This is a genomic window from Streptomyces sp. NBC_00162 (genome assembly GCF_024611995.1).
GTDB lineage: Bacteria > Actinomycetota > Actinomycetes > Streptomycetales > Streptomycetaceae > Streptomyces.
Window position 1 is genome coordinate 7,507,121 of record NZ_CP102509.1, and the last position, 20,564, is coordinate 7,527,684.

The 20,564-nt window shown below is 72.5% G+C and carries 14 protein-coding genes and 1 pseudogene; 8 read left to right on the forward strand and 7 right to left on the reverse strand.

Annotated features, from left to right (window positions below):
- Positions 1-12: 12 nt before the first annotated feature.
- On the reverse strand, positions 13-411 hold the full coding sequence (locus JIW86_RS34675) for a nuclear transport factor 2 family protein (RefSeq protein ID WP_257558002.1): 399 nt from the start codon (positions 409-411) through the stop codon (positions 13-15).
- A gap of 106 nt (positions 412-517) precedes the next feature.
- Here JIW86_RS34675 and JIW86_RS34680 point away from each other — a divergent pair, with 106 nt between their 5' ends.
- From JIW86_RS34680 to JIW86_RS34690, 3 genes are read left to right on the forward strand one after another with little or no spacing between them, the layout of a single operon-like run.
- A complete protein-coding gene (locus JIW86_RS34680; RefSeq protein ID WP_257558004.1) occupies positions 518-1,459 on the forward strand; it encodes an oxygenase MpaB family protein in 942 nt (313 codons plus the stop codon).
- Positions 1,441-3,501: a serine/threonine-protein kinase gene (locus JIW86_RS34685; protein ID WP_257558006.1), complete on the forward strand. Its 2,061-nt coding sequence runs from the start codon at positions 1,441-1,443 to the stop codon at positions 3,499-3,501. The genes JIW86_RS34680 and JIW86_RS34685 overlap by 19 nt, the downstream gene beginning before the upstream one ends.
- Positions 3,498-5,087: a phytoene desaturase family protein gene (locus tag JIW86_RS34690; RefSeq protein WP_257558008.1), complete on the forward strand. Its 1,590-nt coding sequence runs from the start codon at positions 3,498-3,500 to the stop codon at positions 5,085-5,087. The genes JIW86_RS34685 and JIW86_RS34690 overlap by 4 nt, the downstream gene beginning before the upstream one ends.
- A gap of 15 nt (positions 5,088-5,102) precedes the next feature.
- Here the strand turns inward: JIW86_RS34690 and JIW86_RS34695 are convergent, their stop codons facing one another.
- Complete coding sequence (locus tag JIW86_RS34695) at positions 5,103-5,558, reverse strand: nitroreductase family deazaflavin-dependent oxidoreductase (protein ID WP_257558010.1); 456 nt, start codon at positions 5,556-5,558, stop codon at positions 5,103-5,105.
- A 134-nt stretch (positions 5,559-5,692) separates the two neighbouring features.
- Between JIW86_RS34695 and JIW86_RS34700 the strand changes: the two genes are divergently transcribed.
- A complete protein-coding gene (locus tag JIW86_RS34700; protein ID WP_257558011.1) occupies positions 5,693-6,289 on the forward strand; it encodes a TetR/AcrR family transcriptional regulator in 597 nt (198 codons plus the stop codon).
- Between the two features lie 23 nt (positions 6,290-6,312).
- On the opposite strand, the gene JIW86_RS34705 is transcribed toward JIW86_RS34700, so the two are convergent.
- Complete coding sequence (locus tag JIW86_RS34705) at positions 6,313-8,628, reverse strand: family 20 glycosylhydrolase (RefSeq protein WP_257558012.1); 2,316 nt, start codon at positions 8,626-8,628, stop codon at positions 6,313-6,315.
- 322 nt (positions 8,629-8,950) lie between these two features.
- Here JIW86_RS34705 and JIW86_RS34710 point away from each other — a divergent pair, with 322 nt between their 5' ends.
- On the forward strand, positions 8,951-10,051 hold the full coding sequence (locus JIW86_RS34710) for a mechanosensitive ion channel family protein (RefSeq protein WP_257558013.1): 1,101 nt from the start codon (positions 8,951-8,953) through the stop codon (positions 10,049-10,051).
- Positions 10,052-10,095: 44 nt separating this feature from the next.
- On the opposite strand, the pseudogene JIW86_RS34715 reads toward JIW86_RS34710, so the two are convergent.
- Both JIW86_RS34715 and JIW86_RS34720 read right to left on the reverse strand, forming a co-directional pair.
- Positions 10,096-11,027: pseudogene (locus tag JIW86_RS34715) on the reverse strand (IS5 family transposase).
- Between the two features lie 55 nt (positions 11,028-11,082).
- Complete coding sequence (locus JIW86_RS34720) at positions 11,083-12,942, reverse strand: serine hydrolase (protein ID WP_257558014.1); 1,860 nt, start codon at positions 12,940-12,942, stop codon at positions 11,083-11,085.
- A 150-nt stretch (positions 12,943-13,092) separates the two neighbouring features.
- Here JIW86_RS34720 and JIW86_RS34725 point away from each other — a divergent pair, with 150 nt between their 5' ends.
- The 3 genes from JIW86_RS34725 (at position 13,093) to JIW86_RS34735 (ending at position 17,006) form a co-directional block, all read left to right on the forward strand.
- Positions 13,093-14,199 carry an NAD(P)H-dependent flavin oxidoreductase gene (locus JIW86_RS34725; protein ID WP_257558015.1) on the forward strand — a complete coding sequence of 369 codons (1,107 nt, stop codon included), beginning with the start codon at positions 13,093-13,095 and terminating at the stop codon, positions 14,197-14,199.
- 14 nt (positions 14,200-14,213) lie between these two features.
- Positions 14,214-15,764 carry an acyl-CoA synthetase gene (locus JIW86_RS34730; RefSeq protein WP_257558017.1) on the forward strand — a complete coding sequence of 517 codons (1,551 nt, stop codon included), beginning with the start codon at positions 14,214-14,216 and terminating at the stop codon, positions 15,762-15,764.
- 138 nt (positions 15,765-15,902) lie between these two features.
- Positions 15,903-17,006 carry a calcium:proton antiporter gene (locus JIW86_RS34735; protein WP_257558018.1) on the forward strand — a complete coding sequence of 368 codons (1,104 nt, stop codon included), beginning with the start codon at positions 15,903-15,905 and terminating at the stop codon, positions 17,004-17,006.
- A 27-nt stretch (positions 17,007-17,033) separates the two neighbouring features.
- Here JIW86_RS34735 and JIW86_RS34740 read toward each other — a convergent pair whose 3' ends face one another.
- Both JIW86_RS34740 and JIW86_RS34745 read right to left on the reverse strand, forming a co-directional pair.
- Positions 17,034-19,475: a penicillin acylase family protein gene (locus JIW86_RS34740; RefSeq protein ID WP_257558020.1), complete on the reverse strand. Its 2,442-nt coding sequence runs from the start codon at positions 19,473-19,475 to the stop codon at positions 17,034-17,036.
- Between the two features lie 180 nt (positions 19,476-19,655).
- Entirely contained in the window at positions 19,656-20,537 is an 882-nt protein-coding gene (locus JIW86_RS34745; protein ID WP_257558021.1) for an oxidoreductase, read from the reverse strand.
- Positions 20,538-20,564: the final 27 nt, after the last annotated feature.

The window sequence follows — 20,564 nt, forward strand, 5'->3', positions numbered from 1 at the left end:
CGCCGCCGGGGGTCAGGGCCGGTCGTACCAGGCGAACGCCGAGATGCGCCAGCCCTCCGGGGTGCGGACGAACTGGATGGTCTTGGTCCCGCCGCCCTCGAAGGGCTCGCCGTCCAGGATCCCGGACTTGCGGTACGTGCCGAACCGCGAGGCGATGTCGCCCTCGATCTGGGTCCGTTCGGAGGTCTCCCACTCGGAGAACTCGACCAGCCGCCCGCCCGTCAGCAGCCGCAGGCGGGGCTCGACGAACTCGTCCACGGTGTAGACCGTGAAATCCGGGCCCGTCAGGACGATCACGCCGCCCGGGACGACCAGCCGGCGGATCCGGGCCACGTCGGCGGTCTTGCCGCCGCGGTTGTCGAAGGCACCGAAGAACTCGGCGGTCACCGTGTCGATCTCGCTCTTGGGCATGGCGCGACCGTAACACCGGGGTCCGGACGGCGGCCATACCGTCGCCGCCGCTCCCGGACGCCTCGTACGCTGGAGCCACCGGGCAGCTGCGACAGGAGGTACGGGGATGGGAAACACCGCGGCCGTCGACCCCGACCCGGGGCTGTACGGTCCGTCGTCCGTCACCTGGCAGTGCCACGGGGACCCGGTGATGTGGATCGCCGGCGTCCGGGCCCTCTACCTCCAGGCCCTGCACCCGCGCGCCGTCCGCGGGGTCATGGAGAACAGCGACTTCAGGAACGACGCCTGGGGGCGGCTGCTGCGCACCGCCGACTTCGTCGGCACGCTCACCTACGGCACCACCGAGGACGCCGAACGCGCCGGCGCCCGCGTCCGGGCGATCCACCGCAAGCTCACCGCCACCGACCCGGACACCGGCGAGCGCTTCCCCGTCGACGACCCCGCACTGCTGCTCTGGATCCACTGCGCCCAGATCGACAGCTTCCTGCACGTCCTGCGCCGGTCCGGCGTCGACCTCACCCCCGCCCAGGCCGACCGTTACGTCGACGAGAACCGGGTGAACGCCCGCCTCGTCGGCCTCGTCCCGGCCGCCGTCCCCGCCGACACCGCACAGCTGGCCGCCTACTTCGAGAAGATCCGCCCCGAGCTCGCCGCCGGCCCCGACGCCCGCGCCGTGGACGACTTCCTGCGCGGCCCGCCCGTCCACCCGCTGCTCGTGCCTGGCCGGAATCTGCTGTGGCGCCCGCTCGCCGCCCTCGCCTACGGAACCCTCCCCGGCTGGGCGCACCAGCTGTACGGGCACCCCGCACCCGCCCCACGCACCGTCACCCGGCGCCTGCGCCTCACCGGACGCGTGCTGCGCAGCATTCCCGCAGGTCTGCGCTGGCAGCTGCCCCCAGGTCACATCTTGAAAGCGATGCGCCGCATGGGCCCCGGGAGTCGCCCCTCCCCGTACACACTGCGTACATCAGCGGCCATACTGGACCGGCCGGGGAGGGCGAGGCACGACAACGGGGGCGACTTCAAGACATGGCGGAGTCCAGACTGATCCAGGGCCGGTACCGGTCGCTCGACCTGATCGGTCGCGGCGGCATGGGCGAGGTGTGGCGAGCCCGGGACGAATCGCTGGGCCGACAGGTCGCCGTGAAGTGTCTCAAACCGATCGGGGCCGAGCAGGACGCCCACTTCACCCAGGTGCTGCGCGAGCGGTTCCGCCGCGAGGCCCGGGTCGCCGCGTCCCTCCAGCACCGGGGCGTCACCGTCGTCCACGACTTCGGCGACGACAGCGCCGCCGGGGGCCCCCTCTACCTCGTCATGGAGCTCCTCGAGGGCCGCAACCTCAGCCAGCTCCTGGAGGACAACGAGACCCGCCCGCTCCCCGTGGAGGTGGTAGTCGACATCGCTGAGCAGATGGCGGCCGCGCTCGGCTACACCCACGACCAGGGCGTCGTCCACCGCGACCTGAAGCCGGCCAACATCATGCGGCTCACCGACGGCACCGTGAAGATCTGCGACTTCGGCATCGCCCGACTCGCGCACGACATCGGATTCACCGCCAAGCTCACCGGCGGCGGCATGGCCATGGGCACCCCGCACTACATGTCGCCCGAGCAGATCGCGGGCGGCGAGGTCGACCACCGCAGCGACCTCTACTCCCTGGGCTGCGTCCTCTACGAGATCGCCACCGGTGCACCGCCCTTCGACCTCGGCGACTCCTGGTCCGTGCTGGTCGGCCACCGCGACAACGCTCCCGTGCCGCTCCGCGAGCACCGCCCCGAACTGCCCGAATACTTCGAACAGGTGGTTCTGGACCTCCTCGCCAAATGCCCCGAGGACCGGCCCGGCGACGCCCGCCACGTGCACCGGCGGCTCGTCGAGGCACGCCTCGGCCCGGGCGGGCTGCCCGTCGCCCAGGCCCCCCTCCCGGCCTGGGCCCACGGGATGACCGCCGGGCGCAAGGCCGGGATCGAGGCCCGCCCCGCGAGCGGCGAGTGGGCCGTGCTCACCGGCTCCTGGACTGCCGCGCGCGCGAGCGGCGCGCAGCGGATCCTGCGTCCCGCGCCCGCCGAGGACCCCCGGCTCACCGCCTCGTACGGGGTGCCGCGCGTCCCCGGCCCCCGCGGGACCGGCCCCGACGCCCTCGCCGCGGGCCACACCCGCGCCTTCTCCCTCAGCCGGGCCGGCCGCCCCGAGGAGGCCCTCGCCGTGTACGAAACCGTGGCCGAGGGCCGCGCCCGGCTGCTCGGCCCGGACCACGCCGACACCCTCGCCGCGCGCCAGGAGGCGGCGTACGAACTGGGCAGGCTCGGGCGGCACCCGGAGGCGTACGCGATCTACCGCGCGGTGCTCCTGGCCCGCGAGCGCTCCGCGGGGCCGCTCCACCCCGACACCCTGCGCTGCCGCCACAACCTGGCCTGCGCGCTGGGCGCGCTCGGCCGGTTCGCGGAGGCCCACGCCACGGCCGCCGAGGTCGCCGCCGACCGGACGGCCGTGCTCGGCGCCGAGCACGCGGACACCCTGCTGACCCGCTACGAGGTGGCGTACGCGCTCGGCCGCCTGGAGCGATGGCAGGAGGCCCTGGCGGCCTTCCGCGAGGTCGCCGCCGTACGGGAACGGGTGCTCGGCCGCGACCACCCCGACACCCTGGCCGCGCGCTACGAGGTCGGCATCGCGCTCGGCCGCACCGGGAACAGCGCCCAGGCCCTCGACCTGTTCCGGGCCCTGGTCCGCGACCGCACCCGCGCGTACGGGGCCGCCGACCCGGAGACCCTGCGCGCCCGGCACGTCCTCGGCGTCAACCTGGGCCGTCTGGACCGCTGGGCAGAGGCGGTGACCGAGGCGCGCCAGGTGGGCGCCGCACGGGCCCGGGTGCTCGGCGCCGAGCACCCGGACACGCTGGTCAGCCGCCGCGAACTCGCCGCGGGACTGGGCCGGCTGGGCCGTTGGGATGAGGCGCTGCCCATCTACCGGGACCTGGCCGGGATCCGCGAGCGGGCCCTGGGAGACGAGCATCCCGACACCGCCCTGGCACACGCCGACGAGGCCTACTGTCTGGAGCGGCTGGGCCAGGTGTGTTACCAAGAGCCATGACAGCCATGCGGGGCTCCAGCGGTTTCGGACACGACGTCTACGACGCGGTGATCGTGGGCGGAGGCCACAACGGCCTGGTCGCCGCCGCGTACCTGGCCCGGGCGGGCCGCTCGGTGCTGGTCCTGGAGCGGCTCGGGCACACCGGCGGGGCGGCCGTCTCCACCCGCCCGTTCGCCGGGGTCGACGCCCGCCTCTCGCGCTACTCGTACCTCGTCTCCCTGCTCCCCGCCAAGATCCTGCGCGATCTGGGGCTGCGGTTCGCGGTCCGCAAGCGCGCCGTCTCCTCCTACACGCCCACCGTGCGCGAGGGGCGTCCCGGCGGGCTCCTCGTCGGCGGGGGTGAGGCGCGCACCCGCGAGTCCTTCGCGCGGCTGACCGGCTCGGACCGGGAGTACGAGAGCTGGCGGGCCTTCTACGGAACCACGGGCCAGGTCGCCGGGAAGGTCTTCCCGACCCTGACCGAGCCACTGCCCACCCGGGAAGAGCTGCGCGCCCGGATCGACGACGACGCGGCCTGGCGGATGCTGTTCGAGGAGCCCCTCGGGCAGGCGGTGGAGCGGCACTTCGCCGACGACCTGGTGCGCGGCGTGGTCCTGACCGACGGGCTGATCGGCACCTTCGCGGACGCGCACGATCCCTCGCTCGCCCAGAACCGCTGTTTCCTCTACCACGTCATCGGCGGCGGCACCGGGGACTGGGACGTGCCCGTCGGCGGCATGGGCGCGCTCACGGACGCCCTGGCCGGGGCGGCGCGTGCGGCCGGGGCGGAGATCGCCACCGGGCACGAGGTGCTTCGGATCGACACGGACGGCACCGCGCCGGCCGAGGTGGTGTTCCGTACGGCGGCCGGCGAGGGGCGGGCCGTCGGCCGCACGGTCCTGGTGAACGCCTCGCCGCGGGCGCTGGCCGAACTCCTGGGCGAGACACCGGCGGAGCCGGCCCCCGAGGGAGCCCAGCTCAAGGTCAACATGCTGCTGCGGCGGCTGCCCCGGCTGCGGGACACCTCCGTCGACCCGCGCGAGGCCTTCGGCGGCACCTTCCACATCGCCGAGGGCTACGCGGAACTGGCGAGGGCCCATGCGGAGGCCGCGTCCGGAGAGCTGCCCTCCGTACCGCCCTCGGAGATCTACTGCCATTCGCTGACCGACCCGACGATCCTCGGGCCGGAGCTGGTGGAGCAGGGCTACCAGACGCTCACCCTGTTCGGCCTGCACACCCCGGCCCGGCTGTTCGCACACGACAACCGGCAGGCGCGCGAGGTGCTGCTGACCGCCACCCTCGCGCAGCTCGACGCGCACCTGGCCGAACCGCTCACCGACTGCCTCGCCTTCGACGCGGACGGCCGCCCGTGCATCGAGGCGAAGACCCCGCTGGACCTGGAGCGCGAACTGCGCCTGCCCGGCGGCCACATCTTCCACCGGGACCTGTCCTGGCCGTTCGGGGCCGCGGACACCGCCGCCGGCGGCAGGTGGGGCGTGGAGACCGCCCACCGCAACGTACTGCTGTGCGGTGCGGGGGCGGTGCGCGGCGGCGGTGTCAGCGGGGTCCCCGGACACAACGCGGCGATGGCGGTACTGGGGCACTGACCTCGCGGTGCGCCGTTATTCGCCGCTGACGGGTTCGATGACGACGATCGGGATCTCGCGGTCGGTCTTGGTCTGGTACTCGTCGTAGGCGGGCCAGTGCTTCACCATCAGCGGCCAGTACGCGGCACGCTCCTCGGCCGTCGCGGTACGGGCCGTGCCCTGGAGGGTCCGGGGGCCGACCTGGATGCGGACCTCGGGGTGCTCGGTCAGGTTCCGGTACCAGAGCGGGTGCGCCGGGTCGCCGCCCTTGGAGGCGACGATGAGGTAACGGCCGTCGTCCTCACCGTAGATGAGGGGCGTGCGCACCGGGTTGCCGGATACCCTGCCCACGGTGGTGAGCAGCAGGGTCTGGGTGCCGTTCCAGAACTGGCCCTCGGCCCCGTTCGAGGCCACGTACTGCTTGACGTGGTCGAGCTGCCAGCTTCCGGGCCTCGGGTCGGTCGGGTTGTCCCAGTCGATCTCGGTCGTCATGGCGATTTGCCTGCCTTCGTGTTGAACGGTCAACAAACCTCAACAACGACTGTCAACGCCCGTGGGCACGGTGTTCATTCCGCTTGGGCGGGGGAGTTCGGCATGGATTCACTCTACAGATGTAGAGTGAATCCATGTCCCTCCCCGAACGCGGAACCGGCCGCAGGACCCTCATCGCGGACACCGCGATCGACCTCGTCGCCGCGGGCGGGCTGCGGGCCCTGACCCACCGGGCGGTCGACGCGGCGGCGGTGCTGCCGGCGGGCAGCACCTCGTACTACTTCCGTACGCGGACGGCACTGATCTCCGCCTGCTACCAGCGCTTGGCGGAGCTGGACCTCGCCGACTTCGACGGGGAGGGGCCGCCGGTTCCGCCGCCGGACCGGGAGGCGGCCGCGGCGGCCCTCGCCGGACTGCTGTACCGCTGGCTGACGACGGGCCGCGCACGCCAGCTGGCCCGCTTCGAGCTCAGCCTGGAGGCGGCCCGCAACCCGGAGCTGGAGACGGACTTCCACCGGGCCGGCCAAGGGGCGCGGGCCCGGGCGGCGGCGGTCCTCGCCGCACTCGGCGCGGACCGCCCCGAGGAGGCCGCCGACCTGCTGGTCGCCTGGGCCGACGGGCTCCTCTACGACCGGCTGGCCGGGGCCTTCGCCCGCTCCCGCCCGGCGCCGGACCTGTCCGAACTGACCTCCGTCACCCGGCGGATGCTCGACGCGGCCCTCGGCCCCTAGGCCCGGCCGTCAGCCCTGCGGGGTCAGGTGATCTGCCACTGCTGATAGGCCGAGCCGTTGGCCGGCTGCTGGGTGACCAGGGCTCCGTCCGCGCCCGAGGCCGTGGTCAGCAGGAGGGCGCTCTTCTTGTTGGCCACCGAGTAGCCGCCGGCGCCGAGGGCGGTGACCTTCCAGCGCTGGCTGTCGCCGCCGGTGCACGTCGCCTGGACGACGGCCGCGCCCGCGGCGGTCGAGCCGCCGGAGACGTCGGCGCACAGCCTGGACGCGCCGTTGACCAGGGTGTGGCTGCCGTCAGCGTTGAGGGTCAGCTGCCATTGCTGGTTGGGACCGCCGTGCGGTGTCCAGGTGATCAGCTGGGTGCCGGACGTGCCGGAGCTCGCCGGGTCGTCGAGTGCCTTGCCGCCCGCTGTGAGGGTACGGGTGCCGCTCAGCTGTCCGCCGTACACCTCGAACTCGTGGAGCGAGTAGCCGTAGGAGGTGCCCCGCTGGGTGCCGTACACGCGGATGTACCGGCCGGATCCGGTCAGGCCGGTCAGGTCCTGCACTCCGCCGCTGCCGGTGGTCGTGGACTGGACGGTGCGCCAGGTGGAGGCGTCGTCGGAGAGCTCGATCCGGAAGGACTTCCCGTACGCCGCCTCCCAGCGCAGCACGACGCGGCTGACGCTCTGGGTGGAGCCGAGGTCGACCTGGAGCCACTGCGGGTCGCTGTAGGCGCTGGACCAGCGGGTGCCGGGGTCGCCGTCGGTGGCCGCTGCCGCCGGGAAGTTCGGCGTCTCCGTGCTGGAGGCGGTGGTCGGACGGCCCAGGGCCAGGTTCCCGGGCTGGGCGAGGCCGGGCCAGGCAGGATTGTGCCCGACGGCCGCGACGAGGGGGGTGAACGCGGCGTACGTCGTCGCGACCTTCGGGGATCCCCAGGTCTGCTGGGCCAGTGCGCGCAGCGGGTACATGATTCCGGCGGCTATCTGTTCCTCGGTCTCGGCTGTGGGGTTGTCGCACCAGACGTGGATGAGCGAACCGGGGTTCTTCGCCGGGTTGGACAGGGTGTTGCCGCCCTCGAAGCGGTCCGGGGTCCAGGTCTCGTACATCCACTTGGTGTCGGGCTTCGCGCCCCCGAGCACGTAATAGGTGGGGGTCCAGGACTCGTTGGCCACGACGTGCCCGGCGTCGGCCAACTGCTGGGGAGTGAGGCCGTAGGTGTACCAGTATTCGACGACGATGCCGGGGTGGGGACGGAGGGTCCCGTCGGCGGACTTGATGCCGTCGTTCCACATCCGGGTGGTCTTGCCGCCCGCCCGCACCAGGTCGTCCGCCCAGTTGACGAACCCGTAGTAGGTGTCCTTGGCGGTGGCGTTCGCGCCGTAGTGGGCGCGGGCGTAGCTGAGCAGCTGCGGGTACTTGGCGTAGTCGGTGACGTATTCGTCCGCGCCGATGTGCCAGTACGGGGCCGGGAACAGCGGCAGGTACTCGTTGATCAGGTCCTTGATCAGCGTGTACGAACCGGGCAGCGAGAGGTCGATGAAGTCGGGGCTGACCGCGCCGGAGCTGCTCTTGAGCTTGAGTTCGGGGTGTGCGGCCAGGACCGCGTTCATGTGACCCGGGGTGTCTATCTCCGGGACGATCGTGACGTGGTACTTGCGGCCGAGCTCGACCAGGTCGGCGATGTCCTGCTTGGAGTAGTGGTCGGCGGAGACGATCTCCGGGTGGGTGGAGCTCTCCAGACGGAATCCGAAGGTATCCGACAGGTGGAAGTGGAAGTAGTTGAGCTTGAGGTAGGCCAGCTCCTTGATGTGCTGCTTGAGCCAGTCGACGGTGAAGAACTTCCGCCCCTGGTCGACCATGAGTCCGCGCTCGGCCTTGGCGGGCCAGTCCACCGCCGTGCCGGCCGGCACCGAGGCGGACCGGTGCAGGAGCTGGAGGACGCTGCGGGTGCCGTGGAACGCGCCGGTGTCGGTCCCGGCCTGGATGGTGAGAGATCCCGCGACCGTCATCCGGTACCCCTCGGCGGGCAGGGCGGCGCCGCCGAGGCTGAGGCCGATGTCACCGGCGGCGGGGCTCCCGGTGGCGACGGCCACGCTGCGCCCGGTCAGCGCCTGCAGGTCCTGCGCGAACGTGGCTGCCTCGTCCGCGAGTTGGGCGGTGTAGGCGGGATCGACGACGATGCGCGTGGCGTCGGTGAAGGTGTACGCACCGGTTCCTGCCGTCCATTGGCGCAGCGCCGGTACGGTCTGCGGCGGCCCGGCGGCCGCCGCCTGGGCGGCTCCGGCTCCGGCGCCGACGCCGGGTAATGCCAGTGCGAACACCGCGCAGGCGGTGGCGATCAGCAATCTGAGCAGACGCATGGCTGCCTCCAGCCGGGTGTGGCCGAGCGGGGCGTGTGGGGTGCACCAGTGCAGCGCAGCGGCGTGTCCATGTCAAGAGATGCTCGAAGGCGTGCCGGAACGCGCAGGATTGTGCAAGATCGCGTTCCGGTGAGACCGGCCCACCTGCGGTGCCCCGCTGCCCATGGGGCAGGATGGCAGCCCGCTTCGCGTGCGCACGCACGTCCGAACGGGGCCCCGCACAGCACGAACTGACAGGTGACGAAGTGACGACACAACACATACGGCGGTCGGCCGCGCCCCTCGCCGTTCCCCCGGCCCGCCGCGGTTCGGAGGGGATCCTTTGAGCCGGGATCTCGTCCTGCACGACTGGGTGGTGGCCGCCATCGCGATGGCGGCGGGTATCGCGGCCGGGTTGCTGCTGCGCGCCGTACTGAAGTGGCTGGGCAAGCACGCGAGCAGGACGGCGTGGACCGGGGACGACGCCATCGTCGACGCGCTGCGCACCCTCGTGCCCTGGGCGGCCGTCATCGGCGGCGCCGCCGCGGCTGCCTCCGTGCTGCCGCTCACCACGCGGGTCACGGGGATCGTGAACCAGTCGCTGACCGCCCTGCTCATCCTCATGGCCACGGTCACGGCGGCCAGGGTCGTCGCGGGGCTCGTGCAGTCCCTGGCGCAGGCCCGTACGGGAGTGGCCGGATCGGCCACCATCTTCGTCAACATCACGCGTGTCGTCGTGCTGACGATGGGCGTGCTCGTCGCACTCGAAACCATGGGCGTGTCCATCGCGCCACTGCTCACCGCCCTCGGAGTGGGCGGCCTCGCGGTCGCGCTGGCGCTGCAGGACACGCTCGCCAACCTCTTCGCGGGAGTGCACATCCTCGCCTCGAAGACGGTGCAGCCCGGTGACTACATCCGGCTCAGCAGCGGCGAGGAGGGTTATGTCGTAGACATCAACTGGCGCAACACGGTGGTGCGCAACCTGTCGAACAACCTGGTGATCATCCCCAACGGCCGCCTCGCGCGTACGAACATGACCAACTTCACCCAGCCGGAACAGAAGTTGTCGCTCCTCGTCCAGGTGGGTGTCGGCTACGACAGCGACCTGGAGCACGTCGAGCGGGTCACCCTCGATGTCGTCGACAGCGTGATGGCCGATGTCTCCGGAGGAGTCGCCGACCACGAGGCCGCCGTCCGCTTCCACACCTTCGCGGACTCCAGGATCAACTTCACCGTGATCCTGGGCGTGGGCGAGTTCAGTGACCAGTACCGGATCAAGCACGAGTTCATCAAGCGCCTGCACGAGCGGTACCGGACGGAGGCGATCTCCATCCCCGCCCCCACGCGGACGGTCTCGGTCCAGCCGTCGGGGTCACCGTTCCCGCGCCAGCGCGATGCCTCCGCCCCTGCCCCTGCCCCTGCCCCGGTGCCGGCTGAGCGCTGAGGGCCGACCCCCACGACGACGCCCCCTAGGCACTGTTTCTCGGATCATGTGCGGAGCCAGATGATGAGGGCTGCGAGGGTGACGGTGCCGAGGTAGATGTAGGCGCGTTTCTCGTAACGGGTGGCGACGGCGCGGAAGCCCTTCAGGCGATTGATGGCGCGTTCGACGGTGTTGCGTTTCTTGTAGCGCTCGCTGTCGAAGCCGGTGGGGCGGCCGCCTCGGGAACCGCGGTTCCTGCGGTGTCTTTGCTGGTCGCGGCGTTCGGGGATGGTGTGCCGGATTCCGCGTCGTCGCAGGTAGCGACGGTTCTTCCGGGATGTGTAGGCCTTGTCCGCCAGGACATGGTCGGGCCGGGTGCGGGGCCGTCCCACTCCGATACGGGGCACGGAGACCTGCTCCAGTACCCGCTCGAATTGCGGGCCGTCACCGTAGTGTCCGGGTGTCAGGACGAGGGCGAGAGGCCGGCATCGCCCGTCAGCGGCGAGGTGGATTTTGGTGGTGAATCCGCCGCGGGAGCGTCCCAGGCACTCGCCGATCTGACCACTTCCTCGAGCCGGACCGCCAGTTTCCGCAATGCCGGATCGACCTGGTTCGTCCCCCCAACGTTCCCCTTTTGGGGAGCCGGGGCCGTCGGTGCCTTCCTTGCGCCGGCGGCGTGCTGGTGGGCCCGCACCGCTGTCGAGTCCACCGAGACGTCCCAGTCGATCTGGCCCGTGGCGTCTTCGGTCGCCTGGATCCGGGACAGCAGCATCGTCCACGTTCCATCGGCTGACCAGCGGCGATGGCGTTTGTAGACGGTCTCCCACGGCCCGAACCGCTCCGGTAGATCCCGCCACTGCACGCCCGTCCGAACCCGGTAGAGCACCCCGTTGATCACCCGGCGGTGATCACTCCACCGGCCCCCACGGGCGCCACCAGGAGGCAGGAACGACTCCAGCCGGTCCCACTCCGCGTTCGTCAGATCCCCACGGCCCATGCAGCCAGCCTGACCCCAACACCCCACCCACGTCAGGAGATCCGAGAAACAGTGCCTAGTCCGCCGAGCGGGTCCAGCCGATGGGTTCGAGGCGGGCGGCGTCGGCGGGGCGGTCCTCCGCGAAGAGGAGGCGGGCCGGTTCCGCCACGCGGATGAGGTCCACGTAGACCCCGCGCCCCACATAGCGGCCGGTCGCCGTGTGGCGGAACCGCAGCCGGACCTCGCGGCCCGCCCAGGCGGCCGTGAGGGGGGCCTCCAGCCGGTGCCAGATGCGGCCGGACCAGCCGCCCGCCGAGCCCCGGGGCCAGGTCTCCGGGGCTCCGCCGGTGGACCGCAGCGTGCTGAACGGCAGCGGCTCCCAGTGCTCCCCGTCGGGCGAGGCCTCCAGGTGGAAGGCGCCCTCGCCGGGCACGGTGTCCCACCACACGGCGCAGCGCAGCCGGGCGGCGGCCGTCGCCGGGGTGAGCGGCGGCAGGTTCAGGGTGCCCGAGGCCCCCGGGGCGATCCCGGAGAACCAGGCCGGTCCGCCGTGCTTCGTGCGGACCGGGACGGCGCGGGCGAAGCGGTTGCCGACGGCCACCCGGGGCGCGCTGCCGGCCCGCCAGGTGCGGACGGGGTGCACGGAGTTGCCGAGCAGGATCAGGAAGGAGTCGGTGGAGGGGTCCAGGACGAGGGAGGTGCCGGTGAAGCCGGTGTGGCCGGCGGAGTGCGGGGTGGCCATGGCGCCCATGTACCAGTGCTGGTAGAGCTCGAAGCCCAGACCGTGGTCGTCGCCGGGGAAGGAGGTGTTGTAGTCGGTGAAGAGCAGTTCGACGGAGGCGGGGCGCAGGATGCGCCGGCCCGCGTAGGCCCCGCCGTCGAGGAGGGCTCGGGCGAGGACGGCCAGGTCGAAGGCGGTGCCGAAGACCCCGGCGTGGCCCGCGACTCCGCCGAGCGCGTACGCGTTCTCGTCGTGGACCTCCCCCCACACCAGCCCGCGGTCCAGGCCTGACCAGGGCGGGCGCTGCACCTCGGTGGCGGCCGTGACCCGGCGCCAGGAGCGCGGCGGGTTGTACCGAGTGCGGTGCATCCCGAGCGGAGCGGTGATCTCGTCGTGGAGCAGGACATCCAGAGTGCGACCGGTGATCTGTTCCAGGAGCAGCTGGAGTGCGATGAGGTTCAGGTCGGAGTACCGGTACACGGTCCCGGGAGTCTCCTGCGGACGCACCGACCACAGCAGCCTCAGCCGGCCCTCACGCGTGGGCTCCTGGTAGAACGGCGCCCACGAGCGCAGTCCCGAGGTGTGCGTGAGCAGCTGACGGACCGTGATCACCTCCTTGCCGCCCCCGGTGAACAGCGGCAGGTACCGGCACACCGGAGCCTCCAGCTCCAGCCGGCCCCGCTCCATCTGCTGCACGGCCAGGACGGAGGTGAACAGCTTCGTCAGCGAGGCCAGGTCGAAGACGGTGTCCTCGGCCATCGCGATCCGCTCGGCCGCCGGGAACTCCCGCACCCGGTCGGTCCGGCCGTCGTAGTCCGCGTACCGCACGGCGTCGCCCATGGCGCGGTGCAGGGCGATGGTGCGGCCCCGGCCCGCGAGGACCACCGCACCGGCGTAGTAAGGGTGTTCGGGGGAGGGGCCCAGGAACCGCCGCGCCTCGTCCGCCACCCCCTCAAGGTGCCGGTCCAGCAGCCCGGCCTGGCGCGCGGATCCGTACCGCAGCCGAAGCCCCTGGAGCGCGCGCCGCTCGGCCGGGCCGCCCGCCGCCCCGGCGGAGCTGCCGGGCAGCGCGGCGTGCAGCACGAGCACCCCGCCGAGCGCGAGCAGCCGCGCCCCCAGGCGCCGCCGGCTCGGCCCCCCGCCGGGGCCGCCGGCTCCCTCGTGCCCCTTCTCGTCCGCAGTCCCGTCCGCCGTCCCGTCCCCCGTAGCACCCATGTCCGGCCCTCCTCTTCCCGACTTCGCCGCACGCTAGTGGGTATCTGCCCGTCCGTCGGCCACCGCCCGCACCGACCGGTCCGTAAAGAATCTGACACTGCATCAGAAAATCTCTTCCCTCGGCCGCCGGGCTGCGGCATCCTGCCGCCCATGGAGACGGAGCTGAGCAGAAAACTGGGCATCGAGCACGCCATCTTCGGCTTCACGCCCTTCCCGGCGGTCGCCGCCGCCATCACCAGGGCGGGCGGCTTCGGCGTGCTCGGCGCGGTCCGCTACACCGAGCCCGACGAACTCAAGCGCGACCTCGACTGGATGCAGGCACACACCGACGGCAAGCCCTACGGCCTCGACGTCGTCATGCCCGCCAAGAAGGCCGTCGACGGCGTCAGCGAATCCGACATCGAGGCGATGATCCCGGCCGGGCACCGCGCCTTCGTCCGCGAAACCCTGGCCAAACACCACGTTCCCGAGCTCGCCGAGGGTGAGGCCTCCGGCTGGCGGATCACCGGCTGGATGGAGCAGGTCGCCCGCAACCAGCTCGACGTCGCCTTCGACTACCCCATCAAACTCCTGGCGAACGCCCTGGGTTCCCCGCCCGTCGACGTCATCGCGCGCGCCCACGACCACGGCGTCCTCGTCGCCGCCCTCGCCGGCAGCGCCAAACACGCCCGCCGCCACGCCGAAGCCGGCATCGACATCGTCGTCGCCCAGGGCTACGAGGCCGGCGGCCACACCGGCGACATCGCCACCATGGTCCTCGTCCCCGAGATCGCCGAGGCCGTCGCCCCGCTCCCCGTCCTCGCCGCAGGCGGCATCGGCAGCGGCGAGCAGATCGCCGCCGGACTCGCCCTCGGCGCCCAGGGCGCCTGGCTCGGCTCCCTCTGGCTCACCACCACCGAGGCCGACCTCCACTCCCGCGCCCTCACCGCGAAGCTCCTCGCCGCCGGCTCCGGCGACACCGTCCGCTCGCGCGCCCTCACCGGCAAGCCCGCCCGCCAGCTGCGCACCGAGTGGACCGACGCCTGGGACGACCCGGAGGGCCCCGGCGCGCTCCCGATGCCCCTGCAAGGACTGCTCGTCGCCGAGGCCGTCTCCCGGATCCAGAAGTACGAGGTCCAGCCGCTGCTCGGCACCCCCGTCGGCCAGATCGTCGGCCGGATGAACACCGAACGCAGCGTCCAGGCCGTCTTCGACGACCTCACCAGTGGCTTCGAGCGCGCCATCGACCGCATCACCCGCATCGCCGGCCGAGCCTGAGAGGCGTGAGCAGCATGACGGACCGACCCAACGGCTTCTGGGCGCAGGCTGCCGCCGACCCGGAGCGCACCGTCCTGGTCACCCCCGAAGGCGAGGAATGGAGCGCCGGCCGCCTGCACGCCGACGTCAACCGCCTCGTGCACGGCCTGCGCGCCGCCGGTCTGGAGAAGGGGGACGTCTTCGCCGTCGTCCTCCCCAACGGCGTCGAGTTCCTCACCGCCTACCTCGCCGCCTCCCAGGCCGGCTTCTACCTCGTCCCCGTCAACCACCACCTCGTCGGCCCCGAGATCGCCTGGATCGTCTCCGACTCGGGCGCCAAGGTCCTCATCGCCCACGAGCGCTTCGCCGAGGCCGCCACCGCCGCGGCCGACGAGGCGGCCCTGCCCGCGAGCCACCGCTACGCCGTCGGAGAGGTCGCGGGCTTCCGGCCGTACGGGCGGCTCCTCGAGGGGCAGCCCGCGACGCCCCCGGGCGAGCGCACCCTCGGCTGGGTCATGAACTACACCTCCGGGACCACCGGCCGCCCGCGCGGGATCCGCCGCCCGCTGCCCGGCAAGCTCCCGGAGGAGACGTACCTCGGCGGCTTCCTCGGCATCTTCGGCATCCGCCCCTTCGACGGCAACGTCCACCTGGTCTGCTCGCCGCTCTACCACACGGCCGTCCTCCAGTTCGCGGGCGCCGCCCTGCACATCGGGCACCCGCTGGTCCTGATGGACAGGTGGACGCCGCAGGAGATGCTGCGCCTGATCGACCGGCACGCCGCCACGCACACCCACATGGTCCCGACCCAGTTCCACCGGCTCCTCGCGCTCCCGCAGGAGACGAAGGACGCCTACGACGTCTCCTCGATGCGGCACGCCATCCACGGCGCCGCCCCCTGCCCCGACCACGTCAAGCGGGCGATGATCGACTGGTGGGGCCGGTGCGTGGAGGAGTACTACGCGGCGAGCGAGGGCGGCGGAGCCTTCGCCACCGCCGAGGACTGGCTGAAGAAGCCGGGAACCGTCGGGAAGGCCTGGCCGATCAGCGAGCTCGCCGTCTTCGACGACGACGGCAACCGGCTGCCCGCCGGTGAACTCGGCACCGTCTACATCAAGATGAACACCGGCGGCTTCAGCTACCACAAGGACGAGGGCAAGACGAAGAAGAACCGCATCGGCGACTTCTTCACCGTCGGCGACCTCGGGCTGCTGGACGAGGAGGGCTACCTCTTCCTCCGCGACCGCAAGATCGACATGATCATCTCGGGCGGAGTCAACATCTACCCGGCCGAGATCGAGTCGGCCCTGCTCACCCACCCGGCGGTCGCCGACGCCGCCGCCTTCGGCATTCCGCACGCCGACTGGGGCGAGGAGGTCAAGGCGGTCATCGAACCGGCGGAGGGCTTCGCGGCGGGCGACGCCCTGGCCACGGAGATCCTGCACCACTGCGAACGGCAGCTCGCCGGTTACAAGCGTCCCAAGACGGTCGACTTCATCGAGACGATGCCGCGCGACCCGAACGGCAAGCTGTACAAGCGCCGGCTGCGCGATCCGTACTGGGAGGGCCACGAGCGCGCGATGTGACGAGGAGTCCGGGCCCGGGCGCGGGCCCGGCCCGAGCGCGCGGCTCGGGCCCGGATTCCCCGTGAGAAGGGCCACGTCAGCGCTTCGTACGCGCGCCTTGCGGCGCACTGGAGGGACAGATCTGGCAAGTTGGCTGATATGAGTACGGCAACACGCAGATCGCCCCTGACCGACTGGACCGTCCTGGTCCCCGTGGTGGCGCTCGTCGCGCTCGTCTTCAGCTGGGGACGCGATCTGCCCGCACTCGCGGTGGCACTGGTCTCCCTATGCCTCGCCGGGGCGGTGCTGGCCGCCGTGCACCACGCCGAGGTCGTCGCCCTCCGCGTAGGCGAACCCTTCGGCTCCCTGGTCCTGGCCGTCGCCGTCACCGTCATCGAAGTGGCGCTCATCGTCACCCTGATGGCCGACGGCGGAGACAAGACCGCCTCCCTCGCCCGGGACACGGTCTTCGCCGCCGTCATGATCACCTGCAACGGCATCGTGGGCCTGTCCCTGCTCGTCGGCGCCCTGCGCAACCGCGTCGCCGTCTTCAACGCGGAGGGCTCCGGCGCGGCGCTGGCCACCGTCGCGACCCTCGCCGTCCTCAGCCTCGTCCTGCCGACCTTCACCACCAGCAAGCCCGGCCCCGAGTTCTCCACCGCCCAGCTGGCGTTCGCCGCGGTGGCCTCGCTCGCCCTGTACGCACTGTTCGTCGCCGTCCAGACGGTCCGGCACCGGGACTACTTCCTGCCGGTGCACACCGGGCGGAGCCCCGGCGAGCCGGAAGACCACGCAGCGCCCCCCACCGCGCGCGCCGCCCTCATCAGCCTCGGCCTGCTGCTGGTCGCGCTCGTCGCGGTGGTCGGCAACGCCAAGGCCGTCTCCCCGACCATCGAGAAGGGCGTCGCCGACGCCGGCCTGCCCAACGCCGTCGTCGGTGTGATCATCGCCCTGCTCGTCCTGGCCCCGGAGACCCTGGCCGCGGTCCGTGCCGCCCGCCGCGACCGCGTCCAGACCAGCCTCAACCTGGCCTACGGCTCCGCCATCGCCAGCATCGGCCTGACCATCCCGGCCATCGCGCTTGCCTCGGTCTGGCTCTCGGGCCCGCTGCTGCTGGGCCTCGGCCCGATCCACATGGTGCTGCTCGCCCTGACCGTCGTGGTCAGCGCCCTCACCATCGCCCCGGGCCGAGCCACCCTGCTGCAGGGCGGCGTCCACCTCGTCCTGCTGGCCGCGTACCTCTTCCTGGCCGTCAGCCCGTGAGGGCCGCGGCCAGGAAGAGGAAACAGGTCACCGCCGCTCGCGCGGCCACACCACCTTCAGCTTCGGCGAGGTGAGGATGTCCCGCTCGCAGAACCTGGAGGTCACCCAGCGCTCCTGCGAGAACATCCGGGTCTGGTCGGCGTAGTACGGCGAGTTCGGGTTCGCCGACTGGCTGTACGTCAGCAGGGTGCGCGCCACCGGGCAGCGACCGCCATCCCAGCCGACCGCCTGGACGTGGCTGGACCCGTGCACGACCTCCGGATACCCGCCGGCCGCCGCGTTCCAGGGCGCCTCGATCTTGTTCCAGACACCGAGCGCCTCCGTGCCGCCGCCCACCGGCAGCTTCTGCCCGCCGCGGACCACGAACTGGTGTTCGCCCAGCGGGGCGTCCAGCGCGATCCCGGCGGCCCTCAGCTCCGCCACGGCGTCCGCCAGCGCCCGCCCGATCCCGGGCGCCGCCTGGTTGAGCGTACGGGGCGTGCGGACCGGATCGGCGGCCGAGAACGGCACCAGCCACAGGTCCTTGGCCGGGGTCGTCGCCGTCAGCTTGCGCCAGAACCGGTCGAAGAGCAGCGCGCCGCGGCTGGCGCTGTCGGCCGTGCGGTCCCAGCCCGCGAGTACCCCGCAGGCCGCCGAGACGTCCACCGTGGAGCCGTCGCTCGCCGTCGCACTGCCGCCCGGCAGGGCCGCGCAGGCCCGCGCCGCGTCGGCCGCCGCCAGGTCACCAGCCGGCACCCGGTTGGCGAACTGCTGCTTCTGCAGCTCGGCCACGGTCAGCCCGCCCTTCGCCGCCATCGCCGCGACGTCCTCGACCGCACCGCGCGTACGCAGGGAGCGCGGGGTGCCCACGTTGCCCCAGATCCGCTCGTAGCCGGTCAGCGGCCGGTCCGCATTGGCCAGCCAGGCACTGTCGTTGGAGTTCTCGGCGTACGGGGCGTCGCGCAGCGTCGGCGCCTTGCCCGGCCCGAAGACCCCCGGCTGTACGGCGTCCGGGTCCGCGCCGAGCGCGCAGTCGCCGCGCGCCCCGTCCAGCACGGCCAGCCCCGAGGCGGGGTACGTGGCCCTGCCCAGCGGTGTGGAGCAGCGGGCCGCGAGCTCGTCGGTGATCCGGGGGAGCACCTGGGACTGGGTGAAGAGGGTGCCGCCCGCCGAGTCCGCGGCCACGGTGTTGACCCAGGGCAGGCCCTGGGTGCGCCGCAGGGCGTCCTGGATCCCGGCCACCGAGCGGGCCTTGCCCATGGCGAGGGCGGTGTCGGAGCCGCGCAGGTTCGCCGCGTTGGGATCGTTCAGCGCGTACGCCGTACCGGCCGTCCAGGGCAGCGGCAGGCCCGCGCCGAGGTTCGAGACGACCGGTCCGTATCGGGTCCACCACTGGGTGCGGGTCACCGGATCGCCGCCCGCCACCGGGACGGTGACGCTCCGCCCGGTCATCTTCTCCGGCACTCCGTCGACCAGGTAGGCGGTCGGGTCGGCCGGATCGAGGGTGAGCTGGTGCAGGTTGACCGGTGTGCCGGTGGCCACGGTGTGGCTCCAGGCCACCTTCTCGTTGAAGCCGATGTTGACCACGGTGGTGCCGAGCAGGGAGCCGCCCGAGACGTTCAGCTCGCCCGGGATGGTCTGCTGCGACTGCCAGAAGCGGCGTCCGCCCTGCCAGGGGTAGTGCGGGTTGCCGAGCAGCAGACCGCTGCCGCTCGCCGTGGTGGAACCGGCGAAGGCCACCGCGTTGGAGCCCATGTCGTAGCGGGTGGTGTCGAAGAACTCCCGCGCCGCCTCGGCCGCGGCCGCCGGATCGGCCTCGGAAGGCGCCGCCGTACGGGCGCCCGCGCCGGCCGGGGCCGGAGCCGGGGGCTGGGCGGCGGTGATGCCGTCGATCCCGCGCCCCTGGCCGCCGAGGACCGAGACCGCGAAGCCGCGGGCGGCCACGTCGGTGGCGGTGACCGGGCGGATCCAGGCCGCACCCTTGCAGGCGGGGTCAGTGATCTTGTTCTGGGCGAGCCAGGCGTTGTATCCGGCGGCCCAGCCGCGCATCAGTTCTCGCAGGTCCTTGCTGGGACCGGCCGGAGCGGGCGTGGCCAGCAGCTTCTCGACCGTGCCGGCTTCCCGTACGCCCTTGAAGTACAGGTCGCTGGTGAGGTTCCGGGTGGCGGAGGACAGCGATCCGTCGGGCGCTGCGTCGGGGCCGAACCAGCGCGAGCGCTCACCGGCGACGGTCACGAACCCGTCGGCGAGCACGCACACCTGGTCGGCGGCCTGGGCCCAGCCGGTGCCGAAACCGAGGTGCGCGTAGTCGCGGGCGAGTATGTGCGGGATGCCGTTCTCCGTGTACCGGATGACGGCGGACAGACCCCCGCCGGACGGGCCGGCGTCCCCGGTGGCCGCGACGGCCTGCGGTATCGCGGCCGTCGTGGCGAGCAGCGCGGCGCCGGTGAGGGCGACGCGGCGGAGTATCGGGCGGGTGCGGAGCAACATACCTCCCAAGTAGCCTGCGGATGAGCGAGGTTGCCCGTGTGACGGGCGGTGCGTCCGTGCCCCCACACTCATGCAGGCTGCCTGATGGTCTGTCAACATCCCGTTTGGTATCGAAGCGGCGGCGGACGCGCGGGAAGGGCCGGAACCGGAACCGCCGGAACCCTCCCGCGCGAGGCCCGCCTACGGCGCCGGAGGCGATGCGGCGTCGAAGTCCGTGGACCGGCTGACCGGCTCCCAGGTACGGGCCTCCGCGCGGGCGGCCTCCGCGTGGGCCGTGATGAACTCGACCGCGTCGTTGCCCAGGACCAGCCGCAGCGGCGTGACCTCGGCGTCCAGAGCGGCGAGGATCGCGGCGACGGCCTTGACCGGGTCGCCGGGCTGGTGGCCGTCGGTGGCCGGCAGCCCCTGACGCACCGGGCCGATCGCGTCCTGGTAGGCGGGCAGGGCCGCGGTGTGCCGCAGTGCGTTCCCGCCGGCGAAGCCCGTACGGAAGGAGCCGGGCTCCACGATCAGCGTCTTGATGCCGAAGGCGGCGACCTCGGCCGCGAGCGCCTCGGTCAGGCCCTCCAGGGCGAACTTCGTCGCGCAGTAAGCCCCGACGCCGGGGAAGGCGAGGCGCCCGCCCATGCTGCTCATCTGCACCACCGCACCCGACTTCCGGGCCCGCATGTGGGGCAGCGCGGCCCGCGTGAGCGCCGCGGGGCCGAAGAAGTGCAGCTCCATCAGCTCACGGAGCTCGGCGTCGGAGGTCTCCTCCACGGCGCCGACCAGGCCCCGGCCGGCGTTGTTGACGAGGATGTCGATCCGCCCCCAGCGGTTCACGACCTCCGCGACGACCTCCTCGGCGCGCGCGATGTCCGTCACGTCCATCGCGAGCGGTAAGAGACGGTCGGGGTGGGCGGCCGCCAGGGCGGCGAGCGCGTCGGGGCGGCGGGCCCCCGCGACCACGGTGTCCCCGGCCGCGAGTGCGGCCTCGGTGAGCGTACGGCCGAAGCCGGACGAGGCCCCGGTGATCAGCCAGACCCGGCCCTCGGCCGTGGTCTCCAGGTCCTGAACAGACATCATTCCCCCTGCGGGTGAAGGTGGTTG